The following is a 15206-nucleotide window of genomic DNA, read 5'->3' on the forward strand; positions in this document are numbered from 1 at the left end:
TTTACAAAATAAGTAATTATTTTGCAGCGGCTTGAGCAGCAGCAACTTCTTCAGCGAAGCTCATTTCTGCTTTTTTCTCAATACCTTCACCCACTTCGAAACGTACAAATTCAACAATAGTCGTTTCAGTTGCTTTAAGTACATCAGCAACTTTCTTGTCATTGTCGATTACATACATTTGACGATCAAGTGCAACTTCGTTCAAGTATTTATCTACTGAACCAGATACCATTTTTTCTACGATATTTGCAGGTTTGCCAGATTCAATTGCTTTTGCTTCAGCAATTTCTTTCTCTTTTGCAACTAGATCTGCTGGTACTGCATCAGCACTTACCGCAACTGGATTGAACGCTGCAACGTGCATTGCAATACCTTTACCAGTTTCTGCGCTACCTGTAAATGATACAACAACACCGATACGAAGACCGTGTTTGTAAACTGCAAGGTTTTGACCTTCAACAATTTTCGCACGACGAACTTGGATGTTTTCACCAATTTTTTGAACAAGAGCAATACGCGCTTCTTCAACTGATTGACCGTCTTCCAATTTAAGTTCAGCAATTTTTTCAGCTTCAGTTACACCTGAAGCAAGAATTGCTTTTGCAACCGCATTAGAGAAGTTAGAGAAGTTTTCGTCTTTTGCAACGAAGTCAGTTTGACAGTTTACTTCTACCAATGCTGCTTTGTTACCGTCTTGAACGATTGTGATCGCGCCATCAGCTGCAATGTTACCTGCTTTTTTCGCTGCTTTTGCTTGACCAGATTTACGAAGGTTATCAATCGCAAGCTCGATATCGCCATTCGCTTCTGTTAATGCTTTTTTGCATTCCATCATTGCAAGACCAGTACGGTCACGTAATTCTTTTACCATGCTTGCAGAAATTGCAGTCATGTTGTTCTCCTAAATAGGTAGAAAAAGTAAATCTTTGAACAAAAACGGCCCAAGGAAACTCTGGGCCGTTTGCTTTTTTTCGACGCTTAATTTGCCACCCTTACATGTCGCAAAAATGACAATCAGGCGTCAAACGCATTAAGCCTCAGAAGCAGCTGCTGCTTCTTCGCCTTTAGCTTGAGCATTCGCTTGAGATTGCGCGTATTCTTTACCAGCAAGAATTGCATCAGCCATAGCTGAAGCATATAAAGTTACTGCACGAATCGCATCATCGTTACCCGGGATAACGTAGTCTACGTTGTCTGGGTTAGAGTTTGTATCAACGATACCAATTACAGGAATACCAAGGTTTTTAGCTTCTTTAATTGCAATCGCTTCGTGATCAACGTCGATTACAAATAATGCGTCAGGTAAACCACCCATGTTTTTAACACCGCCTAAAGAACGCTCAAGTTTCTCCATCTCACGGCTACGCTCTAATGCTTCACGCTTAGTCAGCTTAGCAAAAGTACCATCTTGAGATTGAGTTTGAAGATCTTTCAAACGGCTGATAGATTGGCGAAGTGTTTTCCAGTTCGTCAACATACCACCTAACCAACGGTGATCTACATATGGTTGACCAGCGCGTTGAGCTTGTTCACGGATGATGTTAGAAGCAGCACGTTTAGTACCAACGAACAAAACTTTGTTCTTTTTGCTTGCTAATTGGTTAGCGAAGTTCAAAGCATCATTTAACGCAGGAACAGTGTGCTCAAGGTTGATGATGTGAATTTTGTTGCGTGCGCCAAAAATGTATTGACGCATTTTTGGGTTCCAGAAACGAGTTTGGTGACCAAAGTGCGCGCCTGCTTGAAGAAGGTCGCGCATGCTTACGTTGTAATCTGCCATTTTCTTTACCTTAAAGTTGGGTTAGGCCTCCATATGTCCGCATTCTCCACCTATTGCTAGGCACCCAGAGTAATGTGACGACATATGTGCGGATTTTTTCCTATTTCATCTACGCAATTCATAAAATATATTCACGAAAAGCATTTGATAAAATGGGCGGGTATTTATACCATAACTGCTTTGAAATTACCAAAAGTTTTTAAGTATCATGAATAGTACGCACACGGCTCCAAGTCGACTGATTAAAACTCCTGAAGAAATTGAAAAAATGCGTATCGCAGGACGACTGGCGGCTGAAGTTCTTGACATGATTAAACCGTATATTCAGCCAGGCGTGAGCACGCTTGAGCTGGATCGAATCTGTCATGATCATATCGTCAATGTTCAACAGGCCATTCCGGCATGTCTGGGCTATGGCGCAGCGCCAGGTCGTCCAGCGTTTCAGCACACCATTTGTACCTCTGTTAACCACGTGGTGTGTCACGGGATTCCATCTGCTGAAAAGATTCTCAAAAAAGGCGATATTTTAAATATCGACGTAACTGTGATTAAAGATGGTTACCATGGCGACACCAACATGATGTATGTGGTAGGTGGAGAAACTTCAATTCTAGCAAATCGTTTATGCAATGTGGCACAAGAAGCCATGTACCGCGGCATGCAAACGGTTCGTGCCGGCTCATTTATTGGCGACATTGGTCATGCCATTCAAAAGTATGTCGAATCTGAGCGTTTCAGTGTGGTGCGTGAATATTGTGGTCATGGTATCGGGACTGTATTCCATGATGAGCCACAAGTTTTACACTACGGTCAGAAAGGCACCGGCATGCAACTCGAAGCAGGCATGACTTTTACCATTGAGCCAATGGTCAACGCTGGTGTTTGGCAAACCAAATTGCTTGGCGACAAATGGACTGTGGTCACCAAAGACCACAAGCTCTCTGCACAGTTTGAACACACGATTTTGGTGACTGAAACCGGACTCGAAGTGCTCACTGCTCGTCCTGAAGAAGATTTGTCTCGTTTTATGTAAAACTTAAAATTTGCGTGTTTAAAAGGCCATCAAGATGGCCTTTTTTATTGACTTTAGCGTTCATTCATATTTCCTTCATAATTCCAAACTTCATTTCTTTTTTGCTACATATGAAATATTTTATTTTACAGGATCTGCTCGTTTTAACATTTAAGATGTTTTTTAGAAAAATGATCACAAAAACTGGACATGGAGTCCCTTCAGATGAACAAATCTTTTGCTGGCTTAATGACAAGCCTCTTATTCATTTCTGCGCATAGCCATGCTGCCTCACCTTACTTTAGCTTAAAAGATGGCGATGGATTTAAACGCTTTTCCGTTTCTGCGGGCTGGTTACATGCCATGCCACAAGGGAAAGCCAACCCCGTTAGAATCAATACCCCAATTGCCGAAGGTACACAGTCTAAAGTAGGTGATGTCTCGACGGATAGCGTACTCAATGCCATTGACCAAAGCACTGTTTCGGGTAAGGCATGGTATACCCTACTTAATTCAGGCTATAAGGGCTTACTTGGAGGTAATACCTTACCTGCGGCATTATCTGGTACTGCAACCATCAACGGCTTGTCACAATGGGAAGCACCAAATTCAGGCCTTGAAGCCGATGATGTCGATACTCTTGGCCTACTGTTTAACTATAATTTTACCGATAATTTATCGCTTGAGATTAAAGGTGGTATCCCGCCTAAGGTCGATATTTTAGGTAAAGGTACAATTTATGCACCCCTCTCTGGCGCTGCCACTCCCCTAAAAGACGGTTCGTTGCTGGGTAATGCCTTGGGTAATATTATTGGTTCAGCAGGTGGTAATATCCCACTAAAACAAGACATCAAAATTACAGATTTATCTCAAGGAAAGCGTGCTTCATCTGTACGAGCATGGTTACCTGCAGCAGAACTACAGTACCAGTTTGGTAAATCTGGTGTAAATAAATTCAGACCCTATGTGGGAGTGGGCGTGATGTATGCCTATTTTAATGACATTAAGCTAAACCCTGGGATTGAATCTGATCTGATCACCGCAGGTAATATGATCCGGAATATTCAGGACAACAAAGCGGGCGCAGCATTAGATAAAAAAACATCAAGCGCCAATCCAGTGGTAAAAGTAGATGCAGCTGATGCATTCGCACCGATTGCCACAGTGGGTGCGACCTACGACTTTAATGATAGCTGGTTCGCAGTGGGTTCTGTGTCTTATGCCAAACTTAACAGTGAAGCAAAAATTACGGTTACCGATGGTAATACTGGCGCAGAGCTAATCAACTCAAAAACAAAAATCGATATTGATCCAATCATTACTTATGTCGGTGTCGGTTATCGCTTCTAAATGCAAGATTAAGCTGTTTTAAATACAAATTAAAAGCAACTTCGGTTGCTTTTTTTTCACATAAGCGAGATTAAAAAGAAAGAGTGCCGAGTGTGACTATTGTTATCTGATAATAATAAATAGATAAAAAAACAAGAGACTGCACTAAGATTCCAGCTTTTCATAATCTATGCACTTTTTATCATTTCATTGTTTGCATGGGATTTCATATGCTCAAAACCAGCCAAATTAGAATACGAGTAGATTTACATGAGCAGTCTCACACCACTCTCACAAGCGATCCATAATGCGCCGCGCTGGCATGAACCTAAACATCTTCAACCTAGTGAAGAAATTCAGATTCAACCACTTGAGCATGCTGCTTTGGGTGCTATTGTGACTGGACTCGATGCAAAAAAAGCGCAAACTGGCGAAACCATCTTTAAGTTAAAACAGGCTTTGGCCCAGCATCTGGTACTTATTTTTAAAAAACAGCAACTCGATGATTTACAGTTTTTAGCATTTGCCAGTTATTTTGGCTCAATTTTCCGGCCAAGCAAAGACAATCCCGTCTTGGGATATGATCTGGAAACAGGCGTACCACCCGACGTTGTACCCGTATCTAATGCCGTGGGGCAAGGCGACTATACAGGGCACGGCGAACTGGCACCCCATGCCGATCACCAATGGACACCTCTACCCTCTTTTGGTTCATTGCTGTATGCAATTGAATTACCCAAAGCGGGTGGAAAAACATCATGGATCAATACCATTGCAGCCTATGAAGCACTCGACGACGATCTCAAACAACATATTCGTTCACTGCAATTGATTACTTACAATCCATTTGTACGCGCTCAAAGCAACAACGGTTCAAAAGCTAATGGGCATACTCCATTGTATCGTTTTGATGATCAGCCTGTCGTGGGTCATGCTTATCCTCACCCACTGATTCGGACACATGCAGAATCTGGCAGATCAGCTCTTTGGCTCAGTGCAAAAAATGAAGTTGAACTGGTAAATTACAATGATATTGCCGGGGCAGAATTAATTGCACACTTACGAGAACATTTGGCTCAACCTGAATTTCGCTATACGCATGATTGGGAAGTCGGAGATATCGTGTTTTGGGACAATCAAGTTACCTTACATGCGCGTGAGCCCTTTCCTTCAGAGCAGCGACGCTTATTAAAACGTATTAGTCTGGCTGGTGGTCGTCCGTTCTAATTGTCATAAAAGTATCAAATTTTTTTGATCTAATAAAAATAAAAAACAAAAATAATGTTCAACTTATCAACGCAAAAGCCCGTCAAACGACGGGCTTCATTTTTAGCTACATCATACTCAAGTTTAAATCTTAAAATAAACGATTTAGACCATTCAATGCTGCAACACGGTAGGCTTCAGCCATGGTCGGATAGTTAAAGGTCGTTTCCATAAAATACTTTAATGTATTATTTGGACTTTGCATTACAGCCTGACCAATGTGAATAATTTCAGACGCATTATTACCAAAACAATGAATCCCTAAAATTTCCAAGCTATCGCGGTGGAACAAGATTTTAAGCTCGCCCACAGTATCACCCGTAATTTGTGCGCGCGCCAAATGACGAAACGATGATTGTCCTACTTCGTAAGGAATTTTTTCTTCTGTCAGCTCTTGCTCAGTTTTACCAAAACACGAAATTTCTGGAATGGTATAAATACCAGTTGGAATATCGGTTACAGGTTTTACGTTTTCTTCGCCACTCATATTTGCACCGGCACAGCGCCCTTGGTCATAAGCTGCTGATGCTAGAGATGGCCAACCTACGACATCGCCCGCGGCATAGATATTTTCAACTTCAGTCTGATATTTCTCGTTCACTGCCAGCTGGCCACGGCCATTTGGTTTCAGGCCAACATTTTCTAAGCCCAAACCATCGGTATTACCTGAGCGTCCGTTACACCACAAAATCGCATCGGCTTTGATTTTTTTACCACTTTGTAAATGTAACACCACATAATCATCGTGCGTTTCCAGATAATCAATTTGTTCATTATGACGAATCAGCACGCCTTGTTCACGTAAGTGATATGACAATGCATCGGCAATTTCATCATCGAGATAGCTCAGAAGCTTATGTTGCGTGTTAATCAAATCGACTTTGTGATTCAAACCAATAAAAATTGATGCATATTCACAGCCAATTACGCCTGCGCCGTAGATAATAATTTTATGAATGGTGTAGTCGAGATCTAGAATCTTGTCTGAATCAAACACACGTTTATGATTAAAGTCTAGACCTTTGGGTTGATAAGGACGGCTACCGGTCGCAATCACAAGTTGATCAAAAATAATGGTTTCTTTGATTCCTTCAGGCGTAAACACCAACACCGTATTTTGATCTTGAATGTATGCACGACCATTGAACACATCAATATTGTTTCGATCGTAAAAACGAGTATGTGTAGATACTTGTTGCTGAATCACGCGATGGGCATTACTGAGTACCTGTTTCATGGTGAATTTTTTCCATTCACCCACTTTTTGAAACATTGGATCACGTTGATAACGAATAATACTTGATACTGTCTGACGCAATGCCTTACTCGGAATCGTTCCGACATGGGTACAGTTTCCACCCATCTGTTCACGAATATCTACAATTGCAACACGCTTACCTGCTTTTGCAAGCTTCATTGCCGCGCCTTCGCCCGCAGGTCCTGAACCGAGAACTAACGCATCATATCTGATGAAATTCCCATTAACGACCTCTTTCTTACGTGGCATTTAAAGCTCCTTCAATCCGATCAGTTGAAACATTTTATAATAAATAGGGGCACTATGCTGCCCAATAATGTATTTCTCAAGCCTATATTATGCAATAACGACATTTTTTATATGAATAATGAATTTGCCCCATTTTAGACTAAGTCCGTTATAATAATGTCAATTAAAATTCTCGCGAATAACATTGGAATTGTTAACTATGTCTGAAAACCGTAAACCTGAACAGGGTGTAAAACTACGTGGTGCGGAAAAAGTAGCCCGAATTCCTGTAAAAGTTGTTCCTACGGTTGAAGTACCGCGCAAGCCAGACTGGATTCGCGTCAAAATGACGGCACCAGAAGAGGTGCAACGAATTAAGACCACTTTACGTGCACAAAAACTTCACACGGTATGTGAAGAAGCTGCTTGTCCGAATCTGCCTGAATGTTTTGGTGGTGGCACAGCAACCTTCATGATCATGGGCGATATCTGTACGCGCCGCTGTCCGTTTTGTGATGTTGCACACGGTCGACCAAATGCACTAGATGCAGATGAACCTCGCCACATGGCAGAAACCATTGCCAATTTAAAGCTTAAATACGCGGTGATTACCTCTGTTGACCGTGATGATCTTCTAGACGGCGGTGCACAGCACTTTGTCGACTGTATTAAAGAAGCGCGCGCATTAAGCCCGACCACCTTACTTGAAATTCTGGTACCAGATTTCCGTGGTCGTATGGATATTGCGCTTCGAATCATGACTGAATGTCCGCCAGATGTGTTTAACCATAATATCGAAACGGTTCCACGCTTATACAAAGCAATGCGTCCAGGTTCTGATTATCAGCATTCTTTAACATTACTTAAGATGTTTAAAGAATATTGCCCAGATATTCCAACCAAATGTGGCTTGATGGTGGGGATTGGCGAAACTGAAGAAGAAGTGATTGCTCTACTTGATGATCTGCGTGCGCATGATGTCGATTACGTCACGATCGGGCAATATCTACAACCCTCTAAACAGCACGCACCGATCGATCGATTTGTTAGCCCAGAAGAGTTTGAGCGCTATGCAGAGCATGGTCGTAAACTCGGTTTTCGTAATATCTGGTCGGCACCAATGGTACGTTCAAGCTACTTTGCAGATCGTCAGTATCATGGTGAGCCAGTCCCTGCTGTTCGTCGTAAAGCAGATCCAGCCAAAAAAATTAATGTACAAACTATCGAAGCCTAAATTTAGTTTAGCTTCAAAGTCGAAAAAAGCCTCTCACTTTGAGAGGCTTTTTTTGTTGAAAAAACGCCAAATTAGTTTAACGTTTTGTGACAAATCAACAACATAGCTCACATTTTTTACATTTTAATATACAATAGTCATTGAAAGTACAAAAATAACTTGTTTATCTTGATCAATATAAAGGGAAATACAAAATTAATTCATGATTAATCAGATTGCCCCTAAAAACGACAAATCGCGTCATTGATTCAAATAAAGAAGTTCCTGTTTTAGTTACCTGTTAGCGCATTAATTTTAATTCTAAATGCAACAACCCAAGGAGTAAGTATGACTTTTTTCCTGTTTATCGTTGCTCTACTGGTACAAATCTTCACTGTTTGGGCTGTATTTTATTTCAGCATTTCCAGAAGTGTCGGAAGTATTGTGACCATTATTGTGGCCTTGGCCTGTGCTTTTGTATTTACTGCATGGTCACTCTTGTTAGGTATTCCACTTATTCTGCTCAGCGTCATCTTGCTGGTCGATCCATTACGCTTTGGTCTGATCACTAAACCTGCCTATAAAACTCTAGCCAACTCAATGCCAAGCATCAGCACAACAGAACAAGAAGCGCTTGAAGCAGGCACCAGCTGGTGGGAAAAAGAACTTTTTACAGGCGCACCTGATTGGAATACATTCAATGCCTATACTTTTCCACAATTATCTGAAGAAGAGCAAGCCTATCTGGACACTGAAGTTGAACAGCTTTGTAGCATGTTAGATGAATGGGAAATTCATCATAAAGGTAAAGATTTACCCGAGCATGTATGGCAATTCATTAAAGATAAAGGTTTTTTAAGTTTAATTATTCCTAAATCTTACGGCGGTAAAGAATTTAGTTCATTTGCGCAAAGCCGCATCATGAGTAAAATTGCTTCTCGCTCCCTCACCGCTGCTGTAAGTTGTATGGTGCCAAACTCATTGGGACCAGGTGAGCTTTTGATGCACTACGGCACAGACGAACAAAAGCAACGCTACTTGCCGGGTTTGGCTGCTGGTACAGAAATTCCATGTTTTGGTCTAACAAGTCCAGAGGCCGGTTCAGATGCTGGTGCAATTCCCGACACAGGTGTAGTGTGTTACGGCGAATACGAAGGTCAGGAAGTTCTTGGCTTACGTATGAATTTCTCTAAACGTTGGATTACCCTCGCACCAGTTGCGACTGTGGTGGGTCTGGCATTTAAACTTTATGATCCGGATGGATTGCTTGGCGATACGTCTAAAAATGAATATGGCATTACCTGTGCCTTAATTCCTGCCACACATCACGGAATTCAGATTGGTGCGCGGCACTATCCTGGCTCGCCATTTATGAATGGTACTGTAGAAGGCCGTGATGTTTTTATTCCAATCGACTGGATTATCGGTGGCCCTAAAAATGCTGGGCGTGGCTGGCGTATGCTCATGGAGTGTCTCGGTGTTGGCCGTGGTATTTCACTTCCTGCACTTGCAACGTCTGCAGGCGAAATGAGCTATTTGACGGTGGGTGCATTTGCTAAAGTACGCGAACAGTTCAAACTCTCTGTAGGTAAGTTTGAAGGTGTACAAGAAGCCACCAGTGATATTGCCAGCGATACGTATATGCTTGAGGCATTTCGCTACTTTGTGACCTGTGGTCTAAATGAAGGCGGCAAACCTGCTGTCATGACCGCCATGGCGAAATATTACGCCACTGAAACTATGCGTAAAGTTATCAACCATGGTATGGATGTTGTCGGCGGACGTGCGATTCAGCTTGGACCACGTAACTTTTTGGCTCTGTCTTATCAAGCCATTCCAGTTGCAATTACAGTTGAAGGCGCCAATATTCTTACCCGCTCCTTGATGATCTTTGGGCAGGGTTCGATGCGCTGTCATCCCTACTTGTTTGATGAACTACAACTGCTTCAATCGAACGACAAGCAATCTGCGATCAAGCAGTTTCATGAGATTTTGTTTAAGCATCTTGGATATACCTTTAATCGTGGGGCGCGCTCATTTGCTTATGGGTTTACCGGGGGATCAAGCGATTCACCCGTCATTTCGGATGACTTTACCCAGCCTTATTACAAGATCATCAATCGCTTTAGCGCCAATCTTGCACTGACTGCGGATATGTCTTTGGGACTACTGGCAGGTGATATTAAACGTAAAGAAATGCTTTCGGGTCGTTTGGCCGATATCCACGCGCATATCTTCATTGCCAGTGCGATTTTGAAATACTACGCTTATGGTACAAAATCGGAAGCAGAACAACTGCATGCAAAATTAGCACTGGAAAAATCACTTTATACCGTTCAAGAAGCATTTTTTGGGTTATTTGAAAACTTTCCGGTCAAACTGGGTGCAGCTTTGGTCAAATTCGTGTGCTTCCCGCTTGGTCGTCCACTCTCCGAACCAAGTGATGATCTTAAACAAGCTGTAGCGGATTTGATGATTAAAGAAAATCCTTTCCGTGCCGAGCTTAAAAAGCATGTGTTCTATACACAAGATCCATATGATGTGACAGGTCGACTTGAGTCTACGTTCCAGATGCTCCTGCAAATTGAACCACTCTGGCATAAGTTTAAAAAAGCTGAATCTAAAGATCAGTTTAAAGGTCTTACTTTTGAAGAGCACATTACAAATGCGGTGAGTCAGGGTTTTATTACTGAATCTGAAGCACAAAGCCTGATTGTCTATAATGCAAAACGCTTCGACAGCATGCTCACCGATGTGTTTGATATGCAACTTAAGGAAGATTTAGAGCTGGATAATCCTCATCTTCCACGAACAGGCGAAGCAACCTTCGATCTTGATCGTATTTAACTCAATCGATAGATTATGGTAAAAGCGTCTTCGGACGCTTTTATTTTATTGAGAGGAAAATCGAAATGTCACGAGACGACTATAACAATGGACTGAAAGTACGCACCGAAGTCATGGGCGAGCACTTTGTTAAACGTGCCCAAGACAATACCGTACCTTTTACAGCACCATTGCAGGATTGGATTAACGAACATGCATGGGGCTCGACATGGCAACGTGACGGTGTTTTACCACGCAAATACCGCTCATTGATTACTCTAGCGATGCTGACAGCACTCAAAGCTCCCACTGAACTCAAAGGTCATGTTCGCGGTGCATTGAACAATGGATGCACTGTAGAAGAAATTCAGGAAACCTTGCTGCACTCATTGCCATATTGCGGCGCACCAGCAGCACAAGAAGCGTTTCGTGCGGCGCTTGAAGTAATTGAGGAGTATCAACTCAAGCAATCTGATTAAAACAACTGGATACCGTTTCTTCCATGTCGTTTGACCAGATATAGCGCCTTATCTGCGACACCAAACCAGTCTGAGACAGACTGTGCACTCTCAGATGAGGCAATCCCGATACTGACTGTGGTAAAAAAAGCTGAATCTGTCGACAATCTAATCTGCTGTACAGCAGATTGAATGTTTTGTGCCAACTGAATAACATCCTCATCAGATCGATTCATAACAATAATCGCCAGTTCATCCCCACCAAACCGAGCCGGTGTATCTTCAGGTCCACTCATTTGTCGTAAAAGGTCTGACATCTGACTTAAAAAGTAATCACCTTCATCGTGACCATAGTTATCGTTGATGTGTTTGAAATAATCTACATCCAGAAGCAGTAAATGTGCGGTCACGCTACTATTTTGCGTCTGAGCAAAAGTCGTTGCTAAACGTTGCTCAAACAACCTTCGATTGGGAATTTGTAGTCGGGGATCTATTAACGCAATACGCTCATATTCATGGTTTTTATCAATTAATTGGATTGCCAGATTACGGGTGAGCACACTTAGCGACATCAAATAGATCGTCGCCAATGGTAATGACCACCACACCATTTGGGGGCTCAACGCGAGATTTAGCTTAAAGCCAGCCAATCCCCACACCATAATCAGTGTAATAAATAGTGCGATGAGCGAAGGTCTTAGAATCTTCCATCCACCCGCTGCATATCGATCTGAAATTAAAATTGCCAATAATATCAACGAGGGAAAAGGACTCAATTGCATCATTGCGATCCAGAAGCCACCCAATGCACCGTCAATAATCAAACTGATATTGGTTAAGCGCACCACATTTGAGGAATTCATCGCAATTACATAGGCAGTTAAAGGCCAAATTAATGCATTAAAAGCCAATAACACATAAAACTCGTATTGATAATTTAAAAAATACAGAACCGATGCGATTGACATGAAGCACAGCAATGAGCCAACTTGACGCATTACAAAGATTCGAAAAACATAACGTTTTCGACGCGTCATTAAAATTGTGTTGTCCGTTTTTATGTATGGCATGATCGGCTGCTATATAAAAATTGAAAGTAACTGCCTATACGTTCTGAAAAAGTAAATCCATCACTTTTGTCATTATTAATTCTAACTGTCTTTTTAGAGAAATATAATAGCTTTACTTCATAATTCCTTTTTTTTAATATGCGATATCCAAAAACCTGATATATATCACATATTATTCAATGAGATTGAATCCTACAGCCAAACTAAAAAATTACGATAAATATTTATCATTTTGCTTAATACCAAAGTAATTTAAATTTTTTTACATAAAACACGTACAGCATGTACAGATTGTTCATGATCATGCAACACATCAGATCGCGTGTTCGTCTTAAACTTATAATCAATTGATATTTAATTAGTTTAAGCACAGTTAAAACAGCCAAATTTGCCATTTTGATTGCGCAACAAACTGATTATTGGTTCGATTTTATGCTTATGTTCTCTAAACATCACTTTACTTTGTTAAAAAGTTAAAGTGAGTTTAACCACAAGGAACCGTTGATTCATGTCTAGAAAAACAACAACACCACTCGGTATTGATGATGTCGAGATTGTCGACTACGACAAGACCAAAAAAGCCATTAAGGCTGCAGCTCTGGGGAATGCAATCGAATGGTTTGATTTTGGTGTATACGGCTACGTCGCCTATATCTTAGGTAAAGTATTTTTTCCAAATGCTTCACCCAGTGTTCAAATGATTGCAGCACTGGCCACTTTCTCTATTCCTTTTATTTTCAGGCCTCTTGGGGGGCTTTTTTTTGGTCGTTTAGGCGATAAATATGGCCGGCAAAAAGTTTTAGCGATCACCATTATCATCATGTCTGTGAGTACTTTTGGTATTGGCTTAATTCCCTCTTATGAAAGCATTGGAATATGGGCACCAATTTTACTGTTAATTGTGAAAATTGCGCAGGGCTTTTCCGTAGGCGGTGAGTATGCAGGCGCCGCAATCTTTGTGGCCGAGTATTCTCCAGATCGTAAACGCGGCTTCATGGGGAGCTGGTTAGATTTTGGCTCTATTTTGGGTTTTGTGGTCGGTGCAGGTGTTGTTTCAGTCATTAGCTTCGCCGTAGGCGAAAATGCCTTTATGGAATGGGGCTGGAGAATTCCGTTTTATCTTGCGCTGCCTTTGGGTCTGATTGGATTGTATTTACGCCATAGCTTAGATGAAACACCTACATTTCAAGCCCATACTGAAACTCAAAGCCAATTAAAAAAACCGAAAAAAATTGGATTTATGCAAATCTTGCGTCAGCATAAACGTAGTTTAATGGTGTGCGTGGGTCTGGTTATTTGTACCAATGTCACCTACTACATGCTACTTACGTACTTGCCTAGCTACTTTTCGCATAACTTAGGCTATTCAGAAGATCATGGCGTGCTGATCATTATCGCAGTTATGGTGGGTATGTTATTTGTACAGCCGTTTGTGGGTATGCTGAGCGATAAAATCGGACGTAGACCATTTGTATTTGCGGGCAGTATTGCGCTTGTGTTGTTTGCTTATCCTGCATTTGTATTACTCGACACCAACAACACCCTATTGATCTTTTTAGGCTTATTAATTTTAGCGCTGTCATTAAATATGTTGATTGGTGTAATGGCATCTACCCTGCCTGCATTATTTCCAACCGAAATCCGCTATAGCGCGCTTGCAATTGCCTTTAATATTTCTGTTGTCATTGCCGGTTTGACGCCAACCATTACAGCCACTTTGGTTGAAACCACACACAATATTATGATTCCAGCTTATTATCTGATGGTCTGTGGTGTATTTGGAATTATCACCGCAATTTATCTGAAAGAAACGGCCAATTTACCATTAAAAGGCGCAACGCCAATGGCAGTGGATAGCGATGAAGCGGAAGAGTTACTTGAGCAATATCACGGTAATATTGAACAAAAAATCGAGCAAATTGATGAGCAAATTGATGAGTTGCAAAAAAAACGCGACAAACTTGCTAAACAACATCCAGATATCGATTAAGTTATATAAAAAAAAGTGGGCAATATTGCCCACTTTTTTAATGCGATTTAAAAGAATATTTTAGTTTAACTTGCCCGAATGCATCAGTTGAACCCGACGATCATCGATCAGGATCACTTGTCGGCAAATGCCATCGGCCTTGCGCTGATGCTCAAATACGAGCTTTGGCATTGGGTCAAAACTATCAAAAAAACAGATCTCTTGATCGTCAATACTATATACCAAAGACTGATTTCCTACTCCATCCAGCGTGTCATACGACACAATGGCCATTTTGCCCTGTTCGATTGCTGTTTGAATCGCCTCGTAGGAGATTGCAGGTTCTATAGCAATATCACGCGTACGTGCTTCCTGATAAAGCTTGCGTTCACTGGCATCGATATGCGGATCTTCATCGGTATAAAAAGCCACCTGAAAGCCAAGCGTATCGAGTGCCACTGCCAATGCAATGGTAAAAGTACCCTGCTCCGGATCGTGCTGACATAATCTTGCAATTTCGCCAACATCCACTTCAATACCGTGATGTTGAAACAGCATCCATAAAGAAAAAACCCCACAATTGGCCTCAAGATGAAGTAATGATTCAGGAATATTTAAAGCCATCGAATTGAGCTCGCTGTTTATTTATGCGAATCATACACAAAACAGCGTTGGCACTATAGTGATTTCCAAGTACAATACTTCACTAGTCGAGGGATGCTGCGACGATTGATTGGCACTAAAAATCAATTCGCCAGGCTCGACGATCGGTCAATTGAAAGTGCTTGCACCAACTG

The 15206-nt window shown here is 41.6% G+C and carries 12 protein-coding genes; 7 read left to right on the plus strand and 5 right to left on the minus strand.

Going from position 1 to position 15206, the window contains the following annotated elements:
• Positions 1 to 16: 16 nt before the first annotated feature.
• Together tsf and rpsB are read right to left on the minus strand one after the other, a co-directional pair.
• A complete protein-coding gene (tsf, locus tag L2096_RS00120) occupies positions 17 to 892 on the minus strand; it encodes a translation elongation factor Ts (protein WP_004938524.1) in 876 nt (291 codons plus the stop codon).
• A gap of 138 nt (positions 893 to 1030) precedes the next feature.
• Positions 1031 to 1780 (minus strand): 30S ribosomal protein S2, encoded by a 750-nt coding sequence (gene rpsB, locus L2096_RS00125; protein ID WP_004938527.1) that lies wholly within the window; start codon positions 1778 to 1780, stop codon positions 1031 to 1033.
• Positions 1781 to 1988: 208 nt separating this feature from the next.
• Here rpsB and map point away from each other — a divergent pair, with 208 nt between their 5' ends.
• From map to L2096_RS00140, 3 genes are all read left to right on the plus strand, one after another.
• The gene (gene map / locus L2096_RS00130; RefSeq protein WP_250364663.1) at positions 1989 to 2813 is read left to right on the plus strand and encodes a type I methionyl aminopeptidase; all 825 of its coding nucleotides are present in this window, start codon (positions 1989 to 1991) and stop codon (positions 2811 to 2813) included.
• Between the two features lie 204 nt (positions 2814 to 3017).
• Positions 3018 to 4142: an OmpW/AlkL family protein gene (locus L2096_RS00135; RefSeq protein ID WP_004938535.1), complete on the plus strand. Its 1125-nt coding sequence runs from the start codon at positions 3018 to 3020 to the stop codon at positions 4140 to 4142.
• A gap of 249 nt (positions 4143 to 4391) precedes the next feature.
• Positions 4392 to 5348, plus strand: coding sequence for a TauD/TfdA dioxygenase family protein (locus tag L2096_RS00140; RefSeq protein WP_250364664.1), 957 nt, complete (start codon positions 4392 to 4394; stop codon positions 5346 to 5348).
• Positions 5349 to 5478: 130 nt separating this feature from the next.
• Here L2096_RS00140 and sthA read toward each other — a convergent pair whose 3' ends face one another.
• Positions 5479 to 6894, minus strand: coding sequence for a Si-specific NAD(P)(+) transhydrogenase (sthA, locus tag L2096_RS00145; RefSeq protein ID WP_250364665.1), 1416 nt, complete (start codon positions 6892 to 6894; stop codon positions 5479 to 5481).
• 199 nt (positions 6895 to 7093) lie between these two features.
• Here sthA and lipA point away from each other — a divergent pair, with 199 nt between their 5' ends.
• The 3 genes from lipA (at position 7094) to L2096_RS00160 (ending at position 11391) form a co-directional block, all read left to right on the plus strand.
• Positions 7094 to 8107, plus strand: coding sequence for a lipoyl synthase (gene lipA / locus L2096_RS00150; RefSeq protein WP_004947995.1), 1014 nt, complete (start codon positions 7094 to 7096; stop codon positions 8105 to 8107).
• Positions 8108 to 8434: 327 nt separating this feature from the next.
• Positions 8435 to 10933, plus strand: a complete 2499-nt coding sequence (locus L2096_RS00155) for an acyl-CoA dehydrogenase (protein WP_250364666.1) — start codon at positions 8435 to 8437, stop codon at positions 10931 to 10933.
• A gap of 65 nt (positions 10934 to 10998) precedes the next feature.
• Complete coding sequence (locus tag L2096_RS00160) at positions 10999 to 11391, plus strand: carboxymuconolactone decarboxylase family protein (protein WP_151746926.1); 393 nt, start codon at positions 10999 to 11001, stop codon at positions 11389 to 11391.
• Here L2096_RS00160 and L2096_RS00165 read toward each other — a convergent pair.
• Positions 11388 to 12440 (minus strand): GGDEF domain-containing protein, encoded by a 1053-nt coding sequence (locus L2096_RS00165; RefSeq protein WP_104125271.1) that lies wholly within the window; start codon positions 12438 to 12440, stop codon positions 11388 to 11390. The genes L2096_RS00160 and L2096_RS00165 overlap by 4 nt on opposite strands.
• A gap of 508 nt (positions 12441 to 12948) precedes the next feature.
• Between L2096_RS00165 and proP the strand changes: the two genes are divergently transcribed.
• A complete protein-coding gene (gene proP, locus L2096_RS00170; protein WP_004948001.1) occupies positions 12949 to 14430 on the plus strand; it encodes a glycine betaine/L-proline transporter ProP in 1482 nt (493 codons plus the stop codon).
• A gap of 60 nt (positions 14431 to 14490) precedes the next feature.
• Here proP and L2096_RS00175 read toward each other — a convergent pair whose 3' ends face one another.
• Positions 14491 to 15033 (minus strand): cysteine peptidase family C39 domain-containing protein, encoded by a 543-nt coding sequence (locus L2096_RS00175; RefSeq protein ID WP_250364667.1) that lies wholly within the window; start codon positions 15031 to 15033, stop codon positions 14491 to 14493.
• Positions 15034 to 15206: the final 173 nt, after the last annotated feature.

This window comes from Acinetobacter sp. ACZLY 512, from assembly GCF_023614015.1.
GTDB lineage: Bacteria > Pseudomonadota > Gammaproteobacteria > Pseudomonadales > Moraxellaceae > Acinetobacter > Acinetobacter soli.